This window comes from Intestinimonas sp. RTP31139st1_F5_RTP31139_211217 (genome assembly GCF_040226735.1).
In the GTDB taxonomy this organism is placed as follows: Bacteria; Bacillota; Clostridia; order Oscillospirales; family Oscillospiraceae; genus Intestinimonas; species Intestinimonas butyriciproducens.
Map to the genome: position 1 here is coordinate 60111 of NZ_JBCOAQ010000010.1, position 23562 is coordinate 83672.

Consider the following 23562-nt stretch of genomic DNA (forward strand, 5'->3'; position numbering starts at 1 on the left):
AAAAATAAGAGTAGGAGGACTGAGAGGACGGCTATCATACCATGGCCTGCGGGCTATGTCAAGGGGACCGCCGGTGAAAACGGACGGCTCCCGCAGGCGAAAGCCGCTTCGGACCGCGGCCTCGCGGCTCAGGCGCCTTGACAGCGGGAGAAAAGGCCGGTATGATGGAAAAAACAAAAAAGGAGAATCCCTATGCATGAACACCAGGAGCACTGCAACTGCAGCTGTGGGCACCACCAGGAACACCATTCCCTGCATCCTCACGGAGGAGGGCTGACGGAGGCCCAGACGGCTTTCCTCCACGAGCTGGAACACCACCACTTTTTGCCGGTGGCGAGATTCCTGATAGAGAGCAGCCGGGAGGACGACTTCTCTTCGGTGGCTCTGGCGCCGGTCTATCTGCGCGGCCCGGAGGAGTCCATGGAGTGGGTGAAGGAGACCGGCGCCATGCTGCTGGAGCTGGAAAAAAAAGGATATCTCACCCTGGACTATGACTATCCCCTGGAGGGCTATCCCTACACAGAATACCGGCAGTCAGACCTCTACGCCTACTTCTGCCGGACCATAGAGGAGGCCAAGGGGCGGCCCGGCTTTCTGGGGGATACCCCCGTGCTGGAGTTGGGCAGCATCGCGCCGGCGGAATGAGAAAATGAGCGCGAGGCCCGCAGAATTCTGCGGGCCTCGCGCTCATTTTGGATGCAAAGTCTATTGTGCTCATGTCTCCAGAAGGAAACGGCCCACACTGTCCATCGCTTGGGAGGCCTTTTTCATGGGGAACATCTGAAAGACATGCCACATATCCGGCCAGACTTCCAGACGGCAGGGGATGCCCGCCTGTACCAGGCGGTCCCGCAGGCGGACCGAGTCCGACATTAAGATTTCATTGGTTCCCACTTGTATGAGGACGGGAGGAAACCGGTCGAAATCCCCGAAGAGAGGAGAGAGCATAGGCGAGGAAAGCTCGCGCCCGGGGGCATAGGCGGCACGGACGGCCTGGATATAGTTCATGGTGATCATGGGATCGGCGTCCCGCCGCTCGCGATAGGATTTCCCGCTGGCGGTCATATCGGTCCAGGGGGACATCAGCACCAGCCGTCTGGGCAGAAGCCGGCCGGCGTCCCTGAGGAGCATAGTGAGCACCAGGGCCAGATTGCCGCCGGCGGAGTCGCCGGCCACCACGATGTCCCGTGCGCCATAGCCAAGGTGCATCAGGTAGTCCCAGGCCTTTGTGACGTCCTCCAACGGAGCGGGGAAATGGTGCTCGGGGGCCAGGCGATACTCAAAGGAGAGCACCTCATGTCCGGTGACATTGGCCAGCTTGGAGGCCAGAATACGGGAATAGCCCAGATTGCCGCTGGTATAGCCGCCGCCATGGCAGTATAAAACCACACGGTGCTTGTCGTGGCCCCGCTCCGGGCGGACCCAGGCCGCAGGCATCCCCTCCAGGTCAAAAGGCTCCCAGCTCAGCCCCACCATGGGGGCTATGAGACGCCCCAGCAGCTCCTGGCCTTTGCGCTGGCGCTCCAGGTCCTCCGGCTCCATGGAGTCGGGGGAGGTGGCAGAGTGGACGGCCTTCAGGGCGCCCATGACGGCTGTGGTCCGCTTTTGTTCGGCGGCCTGGCGCTCTTCCGGGGTGCGGATGGACAGCTTTTTCAACTTGGTGTGTTCTTTATTCATAAGATCCTCCCCAAAGAGCGGACCGAGGACAAACTTGCTCCGCCCCTGTAGAGAGTATTCTACCATATGACGACGTCATTTTGCACCCATATTTTTGGAAGGCAAGTTGGACGCACTTGCAGAAATATCCCTTTTGCCTCAATGGGAGGTGCAGACCCTTAGGAGCAGAGCTGCGCTGGGACGAAACTTTCGGATAGATGAAGTATCCTTGGATACATTGTTGTTAAAAGAATAATTTAAAACGCATAAGTAATCAAATAAAGCAAACCACTGGTTTCTTCCTGTGGCCTTTCTTTTTGGAAACAAAAAGTCTATGATCTCTTCGAAATATATGCTATACTATCATCATGCCTGTTATACTTTTGACACATTTATTAAAGGTTGCAGTTTTTAGGTGATACAAAAATGGGGGAAGGTCGATGAAAGGCATCATTTTGGCTGGTGGCAGTGGGACGCGGTTGTATCCGCTGACGATGGTCACATCCAAACAGTTGTTGCCCATTTATGACAAACCAATGATTTATTACCCGCTGTCCACGCTTATGCTGGCAGGCATTCTGGATATTCTTGTTATCTCTACTCCTCATGACCTACCGAATTTTGAGCGTCTGCTGGGGGACGGTAGCCAATTTGGCATTCGGCTTTCCTATAAGGTGCAGCCTTCCCCCGACGGCTTGGCTCAGGCATTTATCTTGGGTGAAGAGTTTATCGGTGATGACCGGTGTGCCATGATTTTGGGCGACAACATCTTTTACGGTGCCGGTTTGACTGCCCACCTAAGGAAAGCGGTGGCTCAGGAAGACGGTGCCACAGTGTTCGGTTACTATGTGGAAGATCCGGAACGGTTCGGTGTGGTGGAGTTCGACAAGGAAGGCCGTGCGGTGTCTATTGAGGAGAAGCCTGCCCAGCCCAAGTCCAACTACGCTGTCACTGGGCTGTATTTCTACGACAAAAAAGTCTGTGAGCGTGCCAAGGCGCTGAAGCCCTCCGCCCGTGGGGAACTGGAGATTACGGACCTGAACCGCATCTATCTGGAAGAGGGCGCCCTTAATGTCATTACGCTGGGCCGAGGCTATGCGTGGCTGGACACCGGCACGGTGGACTCTCTCGCGGAAGCCGCGGAGTTTGTCCGGGTCATCGAATCCCGGGAGGGCATCCAGATCTCTGCCATCGAGGAGATTGCCTATCGAAACGGTTGGATCACCAAGGAAAAGCTGGAGGAGTCTGCCGCCCTGTACGGCAAATCTCCCTACGGCAAGCATCTGCATAACGTGGCCAGCGGCAAGTACATCTACTGAGGTGCATCATGGATTTTATCAAGACAAAAATTGACGGTGTGGTCATTGTAGAACCCAAGGTGTTCGGCGATCACCGGGGTTTCTTTATGGAGAGCTACTCCAAACGGGAGTTTGAAAAGGCGGGGCTGTTCTACGACTTCGTGCAGGACAACCATTCCTCCTCTACGGTGAAGGGGACTCTCCGGGGCCTCCATTTCCAGAAGGGTGACAAGGCCCAGGCCAAGCTGGTGCGCTGCGCCCGGGGCGCCGTGTTGGACGTGGCGGTGGACCTGCGGCCTGTCAGCCCCACATACAAGCAGTGGGTGGCGGTGGAACTGTCTGAGGAAAACAAGCGGCAGCTGCTGATCCCCCGTGGCTTTGGCCACGGCTTTGTGACGCTGACGGACCATGTGGAGTTCCTGTACAAGGCGGATAACTACTATGCGCCGGAAGCGGATGGTGGCATCCGTTGGAATGACCCGGAACTGGCCATTGACTGGGGCGTCGAGGACCTCATTCTGTCTCAGAAGGATCAGAATTCCCCATGGCTGAAAGACACCGAAACCGGCTTTTAAGGAGAACGCTATGACTGTGATCGTAACCGGCGGCGCCGGCTTTATCGGCGGCAATTTCATTTACTATATGCTGAAAAACCACCCGGAGGACCGGGTGGTTTGCATGGACTGCCTGACCTACGCGGGGAACCTGTCCACACTGAAAGAGGCCATGGAGCATTCCAACTTCCGGTTCTGCAAGATCAACATCTGTGACCGGGAGGCGGTATATGGATTGTTCGAGGAAGAGCATCCTGACGTGGTCATCAACTTCGCGGCGGAGAGCCATGTGGACCGTTCCATCGAAAACCCGGAGGTGTTCCTCCAGACCAATATCCTCGGCACGGCCGTCATGATGGACGCTTGCCGGAAGTACGGCATCCGGCGGTATCATCAGGTCTCCACCGACGAGGTCTATGGCGACCTGCCCCTGGACCGGCCGGACCTGTTCTTCACCGAGGAGACGCCAATCCACACCAGCTCTCCGTACAGCAGTTCCAAGGCCGGGGCGGATCTGTTGGTATTGGCCTATCACCGGACCTACGGCTTGCCGGTGACTATCTCCCGCTGCTCCAACAACTACGGCCCTTATCATTTCCCCGAGAAGCTGATCCCCCTGATGATCGCCAACGCCCTGGCGGACAAGCCCCTGCCGGTGTACGGTGAGGGCCTGAACGTCCGGGATTGGCTGTACGTGGAGGATCACTGCCGGGCCATCGACCTGATCGTCCGGAAGGGCCGGGTGGGCGAGGTCTACAACGTGGGTGGTCACAATGAGATGCGGAATATCGATATCGTGAAGCTGATCTGCAAGGAATTGGGCAAGCCTGAGAGCCTTATCACCCACGTGACGGACCGGAAGGGTCACGATATGCGCTACGCCATCGATCCCGCCAAGATCCACAACGAGCTGGGGTGGCTGCCGGAGACGAAGTTTGCCGACGGCATCAAGAAGACCATCCGGTGGTATCTGGACAACCGGGAGTGGTGGGAGAACATCATCAATGGAGAGTATCAGAACTACTATGAGCGGATGTACGGAAACCGGTAAGCCCCGGATTGCCATCCTGATGGCGGTGTATGAGCCGCGGATGGACTGGCTGCGGGAGCAGCTGCTGAGCCTGAATGCCCAGACCTATCCGAATCTGATGCTGTACATCCGGGATGACTGCTCTCCTACGGTGCCGTTTGAGGAGATACAGTCCTGCGTGCAGGACTGTATCCGTGCGTTTCCCTATGAAATCAGGCGCAATGAGGAAAACCTGGGTTCTAATGGGACCTTTGAGCTGCTGACCAGGGAGGCGGAGGGGGAATACTTCGCCTACTGTGACCAGGACGATGTATGGCTTCCGCAGAAACTCTCCTGTTTGGAAGCGGCCATGGCTGAACGTACGCAGATGGCCTATTGCGATATGGAGATCATCGACGGAGACGGCAGGAAGATCGCCGGATCCCTGAAAGAGATCCGTCCGAGGCTACGCTATGTGCAGGGAGAGGGTTTGGCGGAAGCCTACTTTTTCCGGAATTGCACAGCGGGGTGTTCCATGCTGGTCCGGGCGGAGGCGGCGAAAAAGGCGGTGCCATTCCCGGTCCAGACCGTCTGCGATCAATGGATCGCCATCGTTGCCGCGCTTTTGGGGGAGGTACAGTTTGTGGAACAGCCGTTGCAGGGCTACCGGCAGCACGGGGATAACCAGACCGGGATCCTCACGGGAGTGGACAGTAAGGCAAGTTACCGGTCAAAGCGGATCCTGCCTTTTAAGGAACGGCTGGCAGCCTACCGGCAGCTGGCGGAGCCGAGCCCCGAAATGGCTGCGTTCATAGAGGCCAGAGAACAAAAGCACATCCGGAGTATCTGGCGATACAGAGGGTTCAGCCCTTATGAGGCAGTGTTCGAGATCGCCATGTGCTTCCTGCCGGATCAAATCGTCAAAATGTTCTTAAGGAGATCGTCGTGAAAGTTTTAGTCACCGGAGCCAGCGGTCAGCTGGGCCATGATGTTTGTCTGGAGCTGGAGAAGAGAGGAATCCCATTCTGCGCTCCTGCTTCAAAAGAAATGGATATCACAGACTGCGGAGCGGTGCTGCGTTATATGGAAGATACCCGTCCGGATGCGGTGATCCACTGCGCAGCCTATACGAAGGTGGATCTGGCGGAAGATGAGCCGGAGAAGTGCTGGGCGGTCAACGCGGACGGGACCCGGAACATCGCGGAAGCTTGCCGAAAGCTGGGAAGCAGGATGCTGTATATCTCTACGGATTATGTATTTCCTGGGAGGGGCGACCGGTTTTACGAGCCGACGGATCCGGTCAGGCCGGAGAATGTGTACGGCAGGAGCAAGCTGGCGGGAGAGCTGGCTGTGCAGAGTATGCTGAAGAATTATTTTATCGTCCGTATTTCCTGGGTTTTCGGGAAAAATGGGAATAACTTTGTGAAGACCATGCTTCGCCTAGCAGAGACGCGGTCGGAATTGAACGTTGTCTGCGACCAGATCGGTTCCCCCACCTATACGGCGGACCTGGCGCCGCTGCTGTGCGACATGGTGCAGACGGAGCGGTACGGCATCTACCATGCCACCAATGAGGGGAGCTGTTCCTGGGCGGAGTTTGCGCAGGAAATATTCCGACTGAGTGGAAGAAATGCTACGGTGGACCCGATCCCCAGCAGCGCGTATCCCGCAAAGGCAAAGCGGCCTCTAAATTCCAGACTGAGCAAGCAATGCCTGCAAGACAGCGGGTTCTTCAGGTTGCCTTCCTGGAAAAATGCGCTGAAACACTATTTGGAAAGCTGAGTGCCAATGAACGTAAAAAAAATATGCGCTTATGCCGTGGCGACGTTTTTGATACTGACGGTCGCTTTCCGACTGGTCGCCGGAGAGGGCTTTGAAAGTGGGACGGTCACCAGCCAGATGGTCCGGGAAAAAGCAGTCACGCCGGAGATCCTGACAAATACCGTGCTGGAGCAGGTGTTTGTCTCTGAATGTGACCGGATCACAGAACTTACCCTTCTGGGCACGAATTATGGAAAGAACGTTGACGATGAACTGCGGCTGACAGTCCTGGACGGAGACGGTCAAACGGTGGCATCCGCTGGCCTGAATACGGCAGGCCTGCCGGACAGCTCCCTGTGGAGCATCCCTGTAGAAAACTCCACCGGCGGCCACCGGGGCGAGATGCTGACCCTGCAAGTGACCTCTGTCGCCGGAAGTACTGGAAACGCTGTGTCCCTGTTCTACGGCGACACCGTCAGCGCTGGAAAGTATGAATTGGACATTCCTGTGGAGCATCCTTTGTCCGTCGATGGGGATACCGTGACTGGGCAGCTTTGCCTGTCTGTCAGAGGAGAAAGCCGGTATCCGCTGGCCCGGTATTATTGGCACACGATGGCCGCTCTGCTGGTCCTGCTGCTGCTGTTCTGCTGGTGGATGATCGACAGCGACAGGCGGGGCAGATCCAACCTGATTCTCCGGCTACTGTCTGCCGCGACACGGTACCGTTTCCTGCTCAAGCAGTTGGTGCAGCGGGATTTCAAGACCAAGTACAAGCGCAGTATTCTGGGCGTGTTGTGGAGCTTCATGAATCCGTTGCTGACGATGATGGTCATGTATATCGTGTTCTCCACACTGTTCAAGTCCAACATCGTGAATTTTCCGGTATATCTGCTGACCGGTATCGTTTGCTGGAATTTCTTCAGTGAAGTCACCGGCTCCTGCCTGACCTCCATCACCGGGAACACTGCTCTGATCACCAAGGTCTACGTTCCGAAGTATATGTACCCGCTCTCCCGTGCCATTTCTTCCACTGTGAATCTGGGGCTGTCATTGATCCCGCTGGTCATCGTTATGCTGCTGACAGGTACGCGTCTCACGGTCAGGATCCTTCTGCTGCCGTTCCCCATCCTCTGCCTGTTTCTATTTTCCTTTGGCATGGGTCTGCTACTGGCTTCCATGATGGTCTTTTTCAGGGACACCCAGTTCCTCTGGGGGGTCATCAGTATGCTGTGGATGTATCTGACCCCCATCTTCTATGACGCGGAGATCATCCCTGTCCAGTATATGACGCTGTACAAGATGAATCCGCTCTATCATATCATCCGTATCATGCGGATCCTGCTGATTAACGGAGTCTCTCCCGAACCGAAGGCGTACTTGCTATGCGCGGCGGTGTCCCTGATCCCGCTGTTTCTGGGCGCACTGGTATTCAAAAAGGCCCAGGACCGCTTTGTCCTGTATCTGTGAGGTAGTGTCATGATCGAAGTCAATCATGTTTCCCTGTGTTATCGAATGTCCGCCGAGCGCGTTTCCGGAATGAAGGAGTTTCTGGTGCAGGCGCTGCAGGGAAAACTGCAATATAAGGAATTTTGGGCGCTGCAGGATGTGGATTTTTCCATTGAGAAGGGCGAAGTGCTGGGTCTGGTGGGTGCCAACGGAGCCGGGAAAAGCACAATGCTGAAGGTCATCTCCGGCATTTTGAAGCCCACGAAGGGGACTGTGACGGTCCACGGGAATATCGTCCCCATGCTGGAGCTGGGCAGCGGATTCGATCTGGAGCTGACCGGACGGGAGAACGTGTTTCTCAACGGTGCCATTCTGGGCTATTCCGAGGATTTTCTGAAGGAAAAGTATCAGGAGATCGTGGATTTTTCTGAGCTTGGTGAGTTTATCGAGATGCCGCTGAGGAATTACTCCTCCGGTATGATCACCCGTCTGGCCTTTTCCATCGCCACGGTGGTGAAGCCGGACATACTGATCGTGGACGAGATCCTGTCTGTGGGAGACGCGGCATTCCAGAAAAAGAGCAAAAACCGGATGATGGAGCTGATGAGCGGCGGCACAACGGTGCTGCTGGTATCTCATTCTGCCGAACAGATCACTGAGATGTGCAGTCGGGCCATCTGGCTGGAGAAGGGAACTATGAAGATGATCGGCCCGGCGGCGGATGTGTGCCGTGCTTATGAAGAGGGACAGGCGTGAAGATCCTTTACTTTTCACCCATTGAATATCAGGGCCTGAAGCAGCGGCCCCAGTATATCGCGGAGGGCCTGGCCAGGCAACATGAGGTCACCTATGTGGACCCGACGGTGAGCATGATGAAATTTCTGCTCAAAGGTGGGGAAAAGCCGGGCGGATATGCCTACCGGGTCAACGAACACCTGAAAGTCGTCCGACTGAGCGGTGCTTTTTCCGTCCATCGCTCTCTGGAGGCATTGGGCGGATGGGTCGCCTTTTCAGAGCGGCTGCAGCTGAGAAAATATTTGCGGGAAGCAGATCTGGTCTGGATTGGATACTGCCCCTGGTATTCGCTGTTGAAGGGATACCGGGGGACTATCGTCTATGACAAGATGGACGATGATATCCAGATCACGAAAAACGGGCTGCTGAAAAAACTGATCCGGAAGGTGGAGCCGCCGCTGGTGGAGAGGGCGGACCTTTTATTTGTGACCGCACAGAGGTTTCGTGATGAATTCCGTAAAAAAGGGAAGTGTCCGTATGTGGTGCCCAACGCGGTGGATCGGAGCGCAATGGCGCACCTGACCGGCGGAACGCCGGAAAAGCTGCCTAGTCGGGTATTCGGCTATGTGGGGATGATCAGCCACTGGTTCGATGTGGACGCGATCCAGACGATCCTGGATGCGGATCAGCGCGACCGGGTGGTGCTGGTAGGCCCCAGCGAGATCGAACTCCCAGTCCACCCGCGCCTGGTCTGTACCGGAAGGATACCAAAGGAAAGGGTGGACGGATGGATCCGCAGCTTTGACGTCTGCCTGTATCCCTTCCAGAGAACGCCGCTGATCGACACCATCGATCCAGTGAAGATCTATGAATACCTGGCGCATAACAAACCAATCTTGGCTGCGGACAGTCTGGAAATGAACAAGTTCGGGTCTCTGGTCTTCACATACCGCACACAGGAGCAGCTTCGGGAGCTTGTGGGCCGGGACCTTCCCGTCCCGTTTGGCTGTCAGGAGCAGCGATCGCGCTTTGTGGAGGAGAATTGCTGGGATTCGAGAATGGCCGTCATCACGGAGGCACTAAACAAATTGGACCGGATCGATCCCTGAGAGGAGAGTAACATCAAATGGAGAAAGTGAATTCAAAAGAGTACTGGGATGAGCGGTTCGTTTCTGGTGATTGGGACCATTATGACGGAGACCTGCAATCGGCCTTTTTCTCCCAGATCGCCCTGGATGCCTTTCCGGCTTGGCTGGATCGGGAACTGGCACGTCATGAGTGGACGGTTTTTGACGTTGGATGCGCGGAGGGCGGCGGAACAGCGACGCTGGCTCGCCGTTTTCCCTCCTGTCATACCATCGGTATCGATGTGTCAGAAGCGGCCATGAAACAGGCCGAGAAAAAATATCCCTTCTGCCGGTTCCTTCAGGGAGACGTTTACACACAGAAAGAGACTGCGGACGTCATATTTGTTTCCAATGTGCTGGAACATCTGCAGTCTCCCGCAGAGAATATGCGCTCCCTAGTAGAGTTGGCAAAGTGCCATGCGATTTTGATCCATCCGCTGCATGACACTTTGGATATCGCTGAGCATTTTCATATGTTTGATGAGGAGTTTTTCCCACTGCGGATCGGTGATCACGTACTTTCCCATTTTAAGATCATCGACTGTGAGAGGAGAAATTCCCCCTATTGGCCGGGAGAGCAGATACTGGTGGTCTATTCCAGAGAAAGTGTATTGCCGGAGGATCGCCGCCTGTCAGATCTGTTTGATGACTCTGAATATCGTGCACTGAAGCAGGAAAAAGCTGCGGCGTTGGCAGAATTACAAGAAAAGCTGGAGCAGCAGGTCGCGGCGGCTGAGGCGGAGCGAAATGCGCACCGGGAGGCGCTGGATGAGATGGTAAAGAGCGGTAGCGAGGCCGTCAGCCACCTGAAGCATCAGCTGACAAAGCAGGAGGAGCAGACGTTAGCCTTGCAGCAGCAGTTGACAGAGCAGGCCGAGCAGGTGGTATCCTTGCAGCGGCAGCTGACGGAGAGAAACGAGCAGACGTTAGCCTTGCAGCAGTTGACAGAGCAGGCCGAGCAGGTGGTATCCTTGCAGCGGCAGCTGACGGAGAGAAACGAGCAGGCGTCAGCTCTGCAACGGCAGCTGACGGAGAGCAGTGAGCAGATGAAGACTCTGCAGAAAGATGTGGAGGCCCGTAAGGAAGAATTGCTCCGGACAGACAGCGAAAAGCGGTCCTTGCAGAAAAAGCTGGAGAGGAGCGAAAAGCGGAATGCAGATGCCCTGCGGCAGTTGGACGACATGACCCGCTCCAGACTGTTCAAACTGGTCCATCTATTTAACCGTATCCTGCACCAGGGCTTCCACAAGGATAAGGCGGAGCGCAGAAAGTTCCGGAAATGGATCATGGGCTGGTTCCGGCATATCCCCAATATGGACCACCGGTATAATCCGCTGTTCTCTGTGATATCTCTGCTCACCGGGCAAAACGAAGTCCTCGATGGACAGGAAGTATCGGATATGTCAGCCGAGGATGAGCAGGTCAAGCTGCCCGAACAGGTGTGCGCGTGCATCGATGAGGATTATGTCAAATATGATGTGATCGTCTTCTCGGTCATCGATTATCATTTCCGTTACCAGCGGCCTCAGCAGATCGCAGATCATTTTGCCAGAGAAGGCCATCGGGTGTTCTATATCAATGCCAACTTCAGTCCAAGCGGCAAGCCGGTCATCTCAGAGATCAAGGACGGCCTTTGGCAGGTAGTCTTGCCAAACAGCCTGCACGGGGCAGTGTATTCTACCAATTTTGAGGATGCCGGTGCGGACATCAATGCGCTCCTGGATCAGATCGTCTTTGAGAATGGGATCCGAGACGCATTGCTGATCGCCGATTATCCCAACTGGGTAAATGGAATGCTTTATCTGAAAAAGCAGTATGGATTTACTCTGGTCACAGACTACATGGATGATTACAGCGGGTTTGACAATGCAGAGGAACGCTTCATAGAGGAAGCCTGTGTGAAGCTGCTGCGCGAAAGCGATATGGTCGCAGCGAGTTCCAGCTACCTTGGCGAGATCGCGAAAAAGTACAACGAAAATGTCCAGATCATTCGCAACGGAACAGAGTTTACGCACTTCTATCAGGCGTATGGAGAGAGCAGCGGTGAGAAAAAGACGATCGGCTATTATGGCGCGATCGCTCACTGGTTTGATTTTGAAAAGATTGAATATCTTTCCGAACGTTTCCCTGAGACCGATATCGTACTGATCGGTTCCGTTACAGACGGAGAAGCACGGCTGAAAAAGCTGAAAAATGTGCGTCTGCTGGGGGAAAAACCGTATTCTGAGTTGCCGCAATACCTGAGAGGATTCGATGTCTGCCTGATCCCGTTTGACGCTTCGACCAGTCTGATCCAAGCGACAAATCCGGTCAAATTCTATGAATACCTTTCTGCAGGAAAAAAGGTAGTGGCAACAGAGATCCCGGAGCTTGAGCCGTTCAAGGACCGGTATGTCTATCTGGCAAATGATAACAGGACCTTTGGCGACTATGTGGAAGCGTGCCTAAAGGGTGAAGATACTCTGGCGGATCCTCAGGCCTGTATGGAGTTTGCAAAGGAGAACGACTGGTCTGTGCGGGTATCCCAATTCAGCCTTGCTGCAGAGCGGCAGTTCCCAAAAATCAGTATCATTGTTTTGTGCTACAACCAATTGGATTACACGAAGAAGTGCGTCCAGAGCATTTTGAAAAAAACAGCCTATCCCAATTATGAACTCGTGCTGGTGGACAACGATTCCACTGATGAAACAGCGGGATATTTGAAAGAGATGGAAGCATTGCATGAAAATATCAAAGTCGTGTTGAACACGACCAACCGCGGATTTGCCGGAGGAAATAACGACGGTATCCGTGCTTCTACTGGCGAGTATATCGTGCTGCTCAATAATGATACTGTGGTAACGCGCGGCTGGCTCACCGGTATGGTCAAGCGGTTTTTAGCAGGTGAAAAGAAGATCGGTATCGTAGGGCCTGTTACCAATTCTATCGGGAACGAGGCCATGGTCCAGTTGGGCTACACCGGCCTTGGGGATATGCCTGCCGCCGCATATGCCTATACAGCTGACCATATGGGGATGACATATCTCCATGACGGAGTCCTTGCGATGTTCTGTGTGATGTTCCCCAGAAAGCTGACTGATGAGATTGGCTTGTTAGATGAGCATTACGGGATCGGGATGTTTGAGGATGACGATTATTCTATAGCGGCTCAGAGAGCGGGATATGAGAATCTCCTGTTGGAGGATGTATTTATCCATCACTTTGGAAGCGTTTCTTTTAAGAAACTTGAAAATGCAGAGTACAGGAAGATCTTTGACGCGAACCGCAGTTACTTTGAAAACAAGTGGGACGTAAAATGGAAAATGCATCACTACCGTCCGGATGTGGCCGCCAGTATATCAAACACTTAAGAGGCATCAAAACATGGAAAAGCTGCGTATCCTGAGCGTTTTCGGCACCCGGCCGGAAGCCATCAAAATGTGTCCCCTGGTAAAGGAACTGGCCTCCCGGCCGGAGATTGAGAGCCTGTGCTGCGTCACCGCCCAGCACCGTCAGATGCTGGACAGCGTGCTGGAGGTCTTTGATCTGAAGCCCGACTGGGACCTGGACATCATGACCCCCCGCCAGACCCTGTCCACCATCACCAGCAAGTGCCTCACCGGCATGGATGAGGCCATTGAAGCCTTGAAGCCGGACATGATCTTGGTCCACGGCGATACCTCCACCACTTTTGCCGGAGCGCTGTCCGCCTTCTACCATCAGGTGCCGGTGGGCCACGTGGAGGCGGGACTGCGGACCTATGACAAATATTCCCCCTTCCCGGAGGAGATGAACCGGAAGCTGGTGTCCGCCATCGCGGACCTGTACTTCTGCCCTACAGTGAACAACAAAAGTAACCTCCTGAAAGAGGGTATCACCGACGGACTGTTCGTCACCGGCAATACCGTCATCGACGCGCTGAAGACCACCGTCCGGGAGGACTATGTGTTCTCCACGGATGAACTGAACCGCCTGCCCTACGGGGAGAAGAAAATCATCCTCGTCACCTGCCACCGGCGGGAGAACTACGGCGAGCCCATGAAGAACATCATGCTGGCATTGCGGCAGATTGCCGAGGAGCATGAGGATGTGGAGTTGGTGTACCCGGTCCACCTGAGCCCCGTGGTGCGGGAGTCGGTGGACAAGTACCTGCGGGGCGCGCCCCGGGTCCACCTGATCGACCCGCTGCCCGCCGACGAGATGCATAACCTGATGGCCCGGTGCTACTTGGTGCTGACGGACTCCGGCGGACTGCAGGAGGAGGCGCCTGCCCTGGGCAAGCCTGTTCTGGTGCTGCGCCGGGAGACGGAGCGGCCGGAGGCCGTGACCGCCGGTACGGTGAAGCTGGCGGGCGTGGCGCAGGACGACATCGTCACCATAGCCGGCCGCCTGATCTGCGACAAGGCGGCCTATGAGCGGATGGCCCACGCCGTGAATCCTTACGGCGACGGCCGCGCCTGTGAGCGGATCGCCGACGCCATTTTGTGGCATTTCGACCGAGGAGATTATCCCAACGAATTCTGTTGAGCGGCTTTTAGCCGAGCCTCAAAAGCAGGACGATCGGTCAAGGTCCTTTTGAAGCTGGAGGTTCGATATGAAGAGAGAAGATATGCTCTGCCGTGTATCAGGTGTGCTCTTAAAATGTGCAGATCTGATCTTTGCCGCGCTTTTTGCATTTGTCGTTGTGAGAGTTACCTGGAATACCCAGAGCATGATTCCCGGAAGTATCGGACGGTATATCACTATGTGCTTCCTGTGGATCATCCTGGTTGGCTGCTGTGTTTTTTTGTGGAGAAAGCTCTTGCGGGGAAAGGACTATAAAAGGCGGCTTTTGCTTGTGGCATTTGCCCTGCAAGCCATATATGTATGGGCTGTTTACTCGCAGGTAGATTCGGATGCTTACGTTATCACGTACATAGCGTACCATTTTGCGCAGGGAGATCTTGCGGCGCTGGAGGGCTTTTGGAGGGAGTACCTGGCGGTATATACAAATAACATACCGGCCACAGCCGTCCTCACCGCGGTCTTTTCTGTGTGGATGCCTGATACGCTGGAGCAGACGTGGCTGCTCCTGAGTGTGATCGCGGCTGTACTGTCGGATATTGCACTTCTGTTTATTTTCAAGCTCGTTAAGACCGTGGTCAATGAAACGGCGGCCATCGTGGCAATGGTCCTGGCCATCGCGTCAATCTCCCTGAGCGAGCCAAGCACCATCCTTTACTCGGATATTATGGCGTTATGGACCACACCTGCCGCACTGTATGCGATCACACGCGGCAGAATGGGGGACAAGCAATACATTGGGGCTGCGGGAGTCTTATTGGCAGTAGGTTCTTGGATCAAACCACAGAGCCTGATCGTGACCATCGCAGTCGGCATTATTCTGATCCTTGAATGGATGGGTGAGCCGGGTAAGGAGCAGAGAAAGCTGGTGGGAAAGCGCGGGGCGCTGCTGGTTGGCTGCTTTCTGATTGTGCTGCTGGGCCTGTCTGCTATTACAAATGCGGCGGTCAACCTGATAGGAAAAGAGTATGTGGGACAAAATGAGATGCCAGCCATCCATTTTGTGGCCATGGGGCTGAATCCTGAAACAAACGGAGCATACAGCGAAGACGATGTTGTCGACATGAAAAGTACGGTGGGGCATGAAGCCAAGATGGATCTTTGCCGCAGCAAGATCTCGGCCCGGTTAAAAGATATGGGACTGCTTGGATTGCTGAGACATATCGATGGTAAGCTGGTCCACGGAGCAGGAAACGGCACTTTTACGTCGGGGCGTGAATGGCGCGGGATCCTTCTGAATGATTCGCTCCAAGCGGTCCGTATCCAGAACTGGACAGTCGTTTATGAGACAAAATTTCAAGAATTTACTTCGGTATGGGTCCAATGCGGATATTTGTTCATGCTGGTCCTGAGCTTGCACAGTGCGATATACGCGCTCTCTGACAAGAGAAGAGAAACAGAGCCGACCCAATGGTTTTTGACCAATGTCTGCCGGATCGCAATGATCGGAACGGTACTGATGCTGGTCGTTTTGGAACGGAATCTGCGATATATGTATGCCATCTTGCCCTGTATGGTTTTTTTGACGGCTTATGATCTGAAAAAGATCAGCGATGAACTGCGGCAAAAAAGGGTGCCATAGAAAAATAAGTGTTGTGCGGAACACAGTGTCTGCTAAGTGGTGTGATTCTTGAAATTGGAGAGCTTACAATGAAGAGATTATATATCATTATCCCCTGCTACAATGAAGAACAGGTGCTTCCCGTGACAGCACCCATGTTTTTGGAGAAGATCGAACAGCTGGCTGCCTGCGGCAAGATCAGTCCGGACAGCCGGATCCTTTTCGTCAATGACGGTTCCCGTGATAAGACGTGGGAGATCATCTGCGACCTTGCCCGTCAGGATCCCCATTATATCGGTATCAGCCAGAGCCGCAACCGTGGGCATCAGAATGCCGTTCTCGCTGGTCTGATGGAGGCGAAAGATGTTTGTGATATGACGATCTCCATCGACTGTGATGGCCAGGATGATATCAACGCCATGGATGAAATGGTAGATCGGTATCTGGAGGGATATGAGGTCGTTTACGGGGTCCGCAGCAAGCGGGAGACAGATACGTTTTTCAAGCGCTTTACTGCGGAGAGCTTCTATAAGCTTCTGAATGCGATGGGCGCCGAGGTCGTGTTCAACCATGCGGATTACCGCCTGCTGAGTGCCCGTGTTTTACAGGAATTTGCGGAATTTGGTGAAGTGAACCTGTTTCTCCGCGGCATGATCCCCCTTGTGGGCTTTAAAAGTACGACCGTTACTTACGAACGGCACGAGCGTATCGTAGGAGAGAGTCATTATCCATTGTCAAAGATGCTGGCATTGGCGATCGATGGGATCACAAGCCTTTCCATCAAGCCGCTGCGGGTCATCACTGCCTTTGGCGTTTTGGTCGCTGCGATCAGTTTCGTTGGTGTTATCTGGGCCTTGACCTCTGTGCTGCGGGGAAATGCCGTCAGCGGCTGGGGAAGCATGACCTGCATCATTTGCTTTGTCTCCGGCGTTCAGCTGATCTGCATGGGCGTGATGGGTGAATACATCGGAAAAATATACCTGGAGAGCAAGCATAGACCCAGATACATCATCAGCGAAAGAACATATTAAGCATTTGCTTGTCTATATATCTGTACGAAGTGTTAGCAATTATTTTAGCGATCTTGATCCCAAAGACGATCCCTCTGTGTGCGGGCCTGCTTGCCATCAGCTTGAATACGTATGGAATATATTTATTTCCTGAAAGATGAGTTTCAACCCGGTATCATAGAAAAAGCAGAAGAAGGAATCACCTGCAAGGGAAAAAGAAATGCTTGAAAGTTTAACAGCAACCACAATTGGAAAGCTGACCAAAACATTCCTGCTTTCCATGGCCCGGTTATCGAACTGCGCGGCGGCCTGCCTTACGGGATCGCACTGGGCCTCGATTATCCGCTGGCTTTAGCAGCAGCCGTCCTCGGAAATATGGTTCCGGTCCCATTTATCATTCTGTATATCCGGCATATATTCCATTGGCTCCAGAAGCAAAATCCGTGGTGGAATGAAAGAATAGAAGCGCTGGAAAGAAAAGCCCACCTCAAGGGAAGGTTGGTCCGCAAGTACAGAACACTTGGCCTTTGTGTTCTGGTAGTGATCCCGCTGCCGGGCACAGGTGCCTGGACCGGCGCCTTAGTGGCGGCGGTACTGGATATGCGGCTGAAAGACGCAGTTCCTACCATTTTCCTCGGCGTGTGCATCGCATCGGCCATTATGACTGTGGTGACCTACGGGGCGATTCATATTTTATAAACCAACTGTGAACTGTTAACGGAGAGATGGGTACATGATGAATTTGAAGAAACTGCTGAACGGCCAGGGATTTCGCCAGCTGTTCTCCTATTTGATCGTGGGCGGGATTGCAACGGTCGTGGAGTGGGTCTGCTTTTACACAAGATAAATAAACTTCGAAGGGGTATTGTAATAGTCAAGAACACTTTAATTAATGTGCAACCCCTACCGCTTATGAACAAAAGGTTAAGGGATGGGGCAGTGTCCAGATAGGGAGTTCCCGCAGTTCTCCTTGTCTTCGCGTCCGTGCTGTGATAAAATACCATCCGTGAACGGAGAGGAGGCGCGGTCGGATGGCGAGGGAGAAGAGGCAGAAGCCGGTTTGGTACAAGCTGGACAATGCGGCCATGATGTACTCCGCCATTCAAAAGGAGAACTACTCGGCGATCTACCGTTTTTCCGCCGTGATGACAGAGCTGGTGGACCCCGAGGCGCTGCAAAGGGCCATCGACAAGACCCTGCCCCGGTTCCCGGGATTCCGGGTCCGCATTAAGCGGGGCGCCTTCTGGTATTACTTTGAGCCCAACGGCGCGCCGGGCCCCTTTGTCAAGGAGGATATGAAAAATCCATGCCAGCCGGTGCGCTTTGGAGAGGATGATGGCTGGCTCATCCGTTTTTTTTACTATGGACACAGGATCTCGCTGGAGGTCTTTCACGCTCTGGCCGACGGAGCCGGGTCCCTGACGCTGCTCCGCACGCTGCTGGCCGTCTATCTCCGGGAGCTGGGGCACGACATCCCCAACACCGACGGGGTCCTGGACATCGATGAGCCGCCCCCGCGGGAGGAGCAGGAGGATGCCTACTTCCGCTATGCCAAGTCCCGGGTCCGAAAGGGGATGGGGGATCGGCGGGCCTATCAGGGGAATGGTACGCCGGAGCCCTTTTACACGCTGAACGTGACCATGGGTCTGGTGCCACTGGACAAGCTCCGGGAGACGGCCCATGGCTATGGCGCGTCCGTGACGGAATATCTGGCGGCGGTGCTCATCGAGGCCATACTGGCCAAGCAGCGCCGGGAGGGGCGGCGGAGAGAGCTGCCTGTGGCTCTGGCAGTCCCCATCAATCTGCGGCCCCACTTTCCGTCCAAAACGCTGCGGAACTTCATCCTGACGGTCCGGCCCTCCATTGATCCCGAGCTGGGCGATTACACTTTTCCTGAGATCGTCGCCCAAGTCCACCACCATATGCGTCTGCACATCAGCCGCCAGGAAATGCAGGCGGTGATCACCCGCAACGTGATGCTCCAGAAGAACCGCCTGCTTCAGATCGTCCCCGCCCCGCTGAAAAATTTGGCCATGGCGGTGAGCTACAAGATCGCGGGCTGCCGCCCCTATTCCACCACCTTCACCAACCCCGGCGCCTTCCAGGTGCCGGCGGTGATGGAGCCCCACATCCAGCGCATGGAGGTCATTCTGGGCCAGTCTTACACGCCCCGGGCCAACTGCGCCTCCCTCAGCTTCGGCAATACCATGGAGATCACCTTCGCCGGTACGGTGAAGGAGTCCGAAGTGGAGCGGGATTTTTTCCGCCACCTGGTGCGGGAGGGAATCCATGTCAAGGTGATCTCCAATCGGGAGGAGTGAAACCATGTCCTACTGCGTCAACTGCGGTGTGGAGCTGGACGCCACGGCCAGAGCATGTCCGCTCTGTCACACGCCGGTCCAGAACCCCAATCGGCCGGTGGATGCCGAGCTTCCGCCGCCCTTCCCCAGTCGACGGAAGGAGGTGCAGCCCGCCAGCAAAAAGGAACTGGCCCTGCTCATCTCCGCGATGTTTGCCTCGGTGGCCGTGCTGTGCGGGGTGCTCAATCTGTTCTTCCTGCACTCCGGGCGGCCCTGGTCCCTTTACGTCGTTGGCGCGGCTGTGATGCTGTGGCTCTGGCTGGTGCCGCCGCTCCTTCTGCGGGGGATGCCCCTGTGGGTGCGGCTGCTGCTGGACTCCTGCGCGGTGGGGGTATATGTCTATCTGATCTCCATCGACCTCCACGGACAGCGGTGGTTTCTGGGGCTGGCCCTGCCCATCATACTGACCGGCGGAGCCATCGTCACCGCATTGGGACTGATCCTCAGCCGCGGTCGCTCCATTCTCAGCAGCGTTACGCTGATCATCGGCGCCGTCGGCCTCTTTGTGGTGGGGATCGAACTCTTTGTGGACCGCTGGATGGGCGGGAGCTATGAACCGGGCTGGTCCATCGTGGTGGCAACGGTCTGCATTGCCCTGATCATCCCTCTGCTGGTCGTCCGCCACCGCCCTGCCCTCAGGGATGAGGCGCGGCGGAGGTTCCATATGTAGGGACAGAAGATGCACGCATCATGAATATTCATAAATATTTGAATATTATGCGCAAGTTCGTAAAATTGAATCAGAAAAATAGGTAGCAACTCGCATATTTATGCGAGTTGCTACTTGCATTTTCCAGCAAGACGTGGTACACTAGCCACAACATTTGAAGGACACGGAGGTTTTCACCATGGCTGAGCAGAAAAAGATCAAAAAAGTAGTTCTCGCCTATTCCGGCGGACTGGATACATCCATCATCATTCCCTGGCTGAAAGAGAATTACGGTGACCCTGAGATCATCGCCGTCTCCGGCGACGTGGGACAGGGCACCGAGCTGGACGGTCTGGAGGAGAAGGCCATCAAGACGGGGGCCTCCAAGCTGTATGTGGAGGACCTGACCGACGAGATGGTGGACGAGGTGATTATCCCTTCCATGCAGATGGGGGCCAAGTATGAGGACTACCTGCTCGGCACCGCCTTCGCCCGGCCCATCATCGCCAAGCGCCTGGTGGAGATCGCCGAAAAGGAGGGGGCCGACGCCATCTGCCATGGCTGCACCGGCAAGGGCAACGACCAGGTCCGGTTCGAGCTGGCCATCAAGCGGTTTGCACCTGAGATGAAGATCATCGCACCTTGGCGGGAGTGGGATATCAAAGGCCGTGATGAGGAGATCGACTATGCCGAGGCCCACAACGTCCCCCTGAAGATCAGCCGTGAGACCAATTATTCCAAGGACAAGAATCTGTGGCACCTCTCCCATGAGGGCCTGGATCTGGAGGACCCCGCCAACGAGCCCCAGTATGAGAAGCCCGGATTCCTGGAGATGGGCGTAAGCCCTGTCCAGGCCCCCGATGCGCCCACCTATGTGACCATCGACTTTGCCCAGGGTGTGCCCGTGGCGGTGGACGGCGTAAAGATGAAGGCGTCCGACGTGGTGCGCAAGCTCAATGAGCTGGGCGGCGCCAACGGTATCGGCCTGCTGGATATCGTGGAGAACCGTCTGGTAGGGATGAAGGACCGGGGCGTCTATGAGACGCCGGGCGGCACCATCCTCTACCGCGCCCATGAGGTGCTGGAGATGATCACCATCGACAAGGACACCGCCCATATGAAGAGCAAGCTGGCGGTGGACTTTGCCGACCTGGTTTACAACGGAAAGTGGTTCACGCCGCTGCGGGAGGCCCTGAGCGCGTTTGCATCCAAAACGCAGGAGCACGTCACCGGCACCGTGAAGCTCAAGCTGTATAAGGGCAATATCATCACCGCCGGCGTCACCTCTCCCGAGACCCTGTATTCCGAGAATCTGGTCACCTTTGAGGAGAGCGACTATGACCAGAAGGACTCCGCTGGATTCATCAACCTCTGGGGACTGCCCGACACGGTCCAGGCGCTGCGGGAGCAGGGCAAGCTGAAGTAAATCAAATACATCTTTCGGAGACGGGGCGGGTGAATCCGCTCCCTACAAAAATCGTAGGGAACGCATTTATGCGTTCCGTCTCTGTTTATTTGGAGTGATAGTTGCTATGAAACTTTGGGCAGGACGATTCCAGAAGGAGACCGATACGGCGGTCAACGATTTCAATTCCTCCATCAGCTTTGACGCCCGGCTCTATCAGGAGGACATTGCGGGCTCCATCGCCCATGCGACCATGCTGGGAAAACAGGGCGTCATCGAGGAGCATGAGGCGGAAAAGATTATCCAGGGTCTCCAAGCGATTCTCAAGGACATTGAGGCCGGGGCAGTGGAATTCTCCGAGGAGAACGAAGATATCCACATGAACATTGAGAGCGAGCTCACCTCCCGCATCGGCGACACGGGCAAGCGACTCCACACCGCCCGCAGCCGGAACGACCAGGTGGCTGTGGACTTCCGGCTCTATGTAAAAAAGGAGATCCCTGTGATCGTCGGCATGATCCTGGACCTGGAGAAGGTACTGGTTAAAAAGGCGGAGGCCAATCTGGATGCCGTGATGCCTGGCTATACCCATCTCCAGCGGGCACAGCCCACCACCTTTGCCCACTACATGATGGCCTATGCCAACATGCTCAAGCGGGATGTGACCCGGCTGGAGGACTGCCTGGAGCGTATGGATGAGTGTCCGCTGGGCGCCGGTGCCCTGGCCACCTCCACCTATCCGGTGGACCGGTTCCAGACCGCCCAGGCCCTGGGGTTCCGGAAGCCCACCGACAACTCTCTGGACTCCGTGTCCGACCGGGACTTTGCCATTGAGTTTACCTCGGCGCTGTCCATCCTCATGATGCACCTCTCCCGTTTTTCGGAGGAGATCATCCTCTGGTGCTCCTGGGAGTTCAAATTCGTGGAGCTGGACGACGCCTATTCCACCGGCTCTTCCATCATGCCGCAGAAAAAGAACCCGGATGTGGCCGAGCTGGTCCGGGGCAAGACGGGCCGGGTCTACGGCTCCCTCATTACGCTGCTCACCATCATGAAGGGTCTGCCCCTGGCCTATAACAAGGACATGCAGGAGGACAAAGAGCCCGTCTTCGACGCCATCGATACAGTGGAACAGTGCCTGCCCGTCTTTGCCGCCATGGTGGATACGTTGACAGTAAAGAACCGGAACATGCAGAAGGCGGCTGCCGGCGGCTTTATCAACGCCACAGACTGCGCCGATTATCTGGTGAAGAAGGGGCTTCCCTTCCGGGACGCCTATATGATCGTTGGCCGGCTGGTGCATATGTGCATCAAGACGGGGGAGACCCTGGACACCTTGCCGCTGAAGGACTTCCAGTCGGTCTCCGGGGCCTTTGGGCCCGATGTATACCAGGCGCTGGAGCTCAAGACATGCGTGGGAGGCCGCAAAGTCTACGGCGGCCCCGCGCCCGACTCGGTCAAAACGCAGATCGAGCACATCAAGGAGTTTGTAGAGGCGAGGACGGAATGAGACCCAAAGTGTTTATCGACGGCCAGGAGGGGACCACGGGGCTCCAGATATATGAGCGCCTGGGCGGCCGGGAGGATATCGAGCTCCTGCGCATCGATCCGGAAAAGCGCAAGGACGCGCAGGAGCGGAAAAAGCTCCTGAATGATGCGGATCTGGTGTTCTTGTGCCTGCCCGACGCCGCGGCCAGAGAGGCTGTGGCGCTCATTGAGAACGACCGCACAAAGGTAATCGACGCCTCTACCGCCCATCGCACCTCGCCCGGCTGGGTCTATGGCTTTCCGGAGCTGCTGGCCGGGCAGCGTCAGCGGGTGAAGTTTGCCAAGCGTACGGCGAACCCGGGTTGTCACGCCACCGGCTTTCTCTCCGCTGCCGCCCCTCTGGTGGCCACGGGTGTGCTCCCCAGGGATTACCCGGTGACATGTTACTCCCTCACCGGTTATTCCGGGGGGGGCAAAAAGATGATAGCCGAATATGAGGGGGAGGGCAAGGACGAGGCGCTTGATAGCCCGCGCATTTATGGAACCACGCTCCGGCATAAGCATCTGCCGGAGATGAAGGCCCTCTCCGGATTGGACGAGCCGCCGGTGTTCTGCCCCATCGTGGACGACTATTATAAGGGCATGGCCTCCTGCCTGATGCTCCACAACGCCCGTCTCACCGGTAAGCCCACGGCGGAGGATCTCTGCGAGATCCTGGCCCGGTATTATGAGGACCAGCAGGTGGTGCGCGTGGCGCCCTTTGAAAAGGAAGGCAGTTTTTTGGCCGCCAATGCGCTGGCTGGAACGGACCGGCTGGAGCTGTCCGTCTGGGGGCATGAGGAGCAGACCATCGTAGTGGCCCGTTTTGACAATCTGGGCAAGGGAGCCTCCGGCGCGGCGGTTCAGAATATGAATCTGATGCTCGGCTTTGATGAAACCGCAGGGCTTGCCCTGTGATGAG

The 23562-nt window shown here is 55.6% G+C and carries 20 protein-coding genes; 19 read left to right on the forward strand and 1 reads right to left on the reverse strand.

Annotation, left to right across the window (positions count from 1 at the left end):
• Positions 1 to 192 precede the first annotated feature (192 nt).
• Positions 193 to 645 carry a hypothetical protein gene (locus ABUA09_RS08910; RefSeq protein ID WP_195969921.1) on the forward strand — a complete coding sequence of 151 codons (453 nt, stop codon included), beginning with the start codon at positions 193 to 195 and terminating at the stop codon, positions 643 to 645.
• Positions 646 to 714: 69 nt separating this feature from the next.
• Here ABUA09_RS08910 and ABUA09_RS08915 read toward each other — a convergent pair whose 3' ends face one another.
• On the reverse strand, positions 715 to 1677 hold the full coding sequence (locus ABUA09_RS08915) for an alpha/beta hydrolase (RefSeq protein ID WP_279203887.1): 963 nt from the start codon (positions 1675 to 1677) through the stop codon (positions 715 to 717).
• 419 nt (positions 1678 to 2096) lie between these two features.
• Here ABUA09_RS08915 and rfbA point away from each other — a divergent pair, with 419 nt between their 5' ends.
• From rfbA to argC, 18 genes are all read left to right on the forward strand, one after another.
• Positions 2097 to 2975 carry a glucose-1-phosphate thymidylyltransferase RfbA gene (gene rfbA, locus ABUA09_RS08920; RefSeq protein WP_227151649.1) on the forward strand — a complete coding sequence of 293 codons (879 nt, stop codon included), beginning with the start codon at positions 2097 to 2099 and terminating at the stop codon, positions 2973 to 2975.
• Between the two features lie 8 nt (positions 2976 to 2983).
• On the forward strand, positions 2984 to 3529 hold the full coding sequence (rfbC, locus tag ABUA09_RS08925; RefSeq protein WP_227151648.1) for a dTDP-4-dehydrorhamnose 3,5-epimerase: 546 nt from the start codon (positions 2984 to 2986) through the stop codon (positions 3527 to 3529).
• Positions 3530 to 3539: 10 nt separating this feature from the next.
• Positions 3540 to 4559, forward strand: coding sequence for a dTDP-glucose 4,6-dehydratase (gene rfbB, locus ABUA09_RS08930; protein WP_227151647.1), 1020 nt, complete (start codon positions 3540 to 3542; stop codon positions 4557 to 4559).
• Entirely contained in the window at positions 4513 to 5466 is a 954-nt protein-coding gene (locus tag ABUA09_RS08935) for a glycosyltransferase (protein WP_227151646.1), read from the forward strand. Before rfbB ends, ABUA09_RS08935 begins: the two co-directional genes overlap by 47 nt.
• Positions 5463 to 6299 (forward strand): dTDP-4-dehydrorhamnose reductase, encoded by an 837-nt coding sequence (rfbD, locus tag ABUA09_RS08940; protein ID WP_227151645.1) that lies wholly within the window; start codon positions 5463 to 5465, stop codon positions 6297 to 6299. Before ABUA09_RS08935 ends, rfbD begins: the two co-directional genes overlap by 4 nt.
• A gap of 6 nt (positions 6300 to 6305) precedes the next feature.
• Positions 6306 to 7745, forward strand: a complete 1440-nt coding sequence (locus ABUA09_RS08945; RefSeq protein WP_279203905.1) for an ABC transporter permease — start codon at positions 6306 to 6308, stop codon at positions 7743 to 7745.
• Positions 7746 to 7754: 9 nt separating this feature from the next.
• Positions 7755 to 8480, forward strand: coding sequence for an ABC transporter ATP-binding protein (locus ABUA09_RS08950; protein ID WP_075704155.1), 726 nt, complete (start codon positions 7755 to 7757; stop codon positions 8478 to 8480).
• Entirely contained in the window at positions 8477 to 9568 is a 1092-nt protein-coding gene (locus ABUA09_RS08955; protein ID WP_279203909.1) for a glycosyltransferase family protein, read from the forward strand. Before ABUA09_RS08950 ends, ABUA09_RS08955 begins: the two co-directional genes overlap by 4 nt.
• Before the next feature lie 17 nt (positions 9569 to 9585).
• Positions 9586 to 12936, forward strand: coding sequence for a glycosyltransferase (locus ABUA09_RS08960; RefSeq protein WP_349949314.1), 3351 nt, complete (start codon positions 9586 to 9588; stop codon positions 12934 to 12936).
• Between the two features lie 13 nt (positions 12937 to 12949).
• Positions 12950 to 14092, forward strand: coding sequence for a non-hydrolyzing UDP-N-acetylglucosamine 2-epimerase (wecB, locus tag ABUA09_RS08965; RefSeq protein ID WP_075704152.1), 1143 nt, complete (start codon positions 12950 to 12952; stop codon positions 14090 to 14092).
• Between the two features lie 67 nt (positions 14093 to 14159).
• Positions 14160 to 15710: a glycosyltransferase-like membrane protein gene (locus ABUA09_RS08970; RefSeq protein ID WP_216521791.1), complete on the forward strand. Its 1551-nt coding sequence runs from the start codon at positions 14160 to 14162 to the stop codon at positions 15708 to 15710.
• 68 nt (positions 15711 to 15778) lie between these two features.
• Complete coding sequence (locus tag ABUA09_RS08975) at positions 15779 to 16720, forward strand: glycosyltransferase family 2 protein (RefSeq protein ID WP_075704150.1); 942 nt, start codon at positions 15779 to 15781, stop codon at positions 16718 to 16720.
• A 324-nt stretch (positions 16721 to 17044) separates the two neighbouring features.
• A complete protein-coding gene (locus ABUA09_RS08980; protein ID WP_242944000.1) occupies positions 17045 to 17398 on the forward strand; it encodes a COG2426 family protein in 354 nt (117 codons plus the stop codon).
• Between the two features lie 332 nt (positions 17399 to 17730).
• A complete protein-coding gene (locus ABUA09_RS08985) occupies positions 17731 to 19020 on the forward strand; it encodes a hypothetical protein (RefSeq protein ID WP_195615472.1) in 1290 nt (429 codons plus the stop codon).
• A gap of 4 nt (positions 19021 to 19024) precedes the next feature.
• Positions 19025 to 19729 (forward strand): DUF6320 domain-containing protein, encoded by a 705-nt coding sequence (locus ABUA09_RS08990; RefSeq protein WP_033116777.1) that lies wholly within the window; start codon positions 19025 to 19027, stop codon positions 19727 to 19729.
• A 178-nt stretch (positions 19730 to 19907) separates the two neighbouring features.
• The gene (locus tag ABUA09_RS08995) at positions 19908 to 21134 is read left to right on the forward strand and encodes an argininosuccinate synthase (protein WP_033116778.1); all 1227 of its coding nucleotides are present in this window, start codon (positions 19908 to 19910) and stop codon (positions 21132 to 21134) included.
• A 106-nt stretch (positions 21135 to 21240) separates the two neighbouring features.
• Complete coding sequence (gene argH / locus ABUA09_RS09000; RefSeq protein WP_033116779.1) at positions 21241 to 22623, forward strand: argininosuccinate lyase; 1383 nt, start codon at positions 21241 to 21243, stop codon at positions 22621 to 22623.
• Positions 22620 to 23558: an N-acetyl-gamma-glutamyl-phosphate reductase gene (gene argC / locus ABUA09_RS09005; RefSeq protein ID WP_033116780.1), complete on the forward strand. Its 939-nt coding sequence runs from the start codon at positions 22620 to 22622 to the stop codon at positions 23556 to 23558. Before argH ends, argC begins: the two co-directional genes overlap by 4 nt.
• Positions 23559 to 23562: the final 4 nt, after the last annotated feature.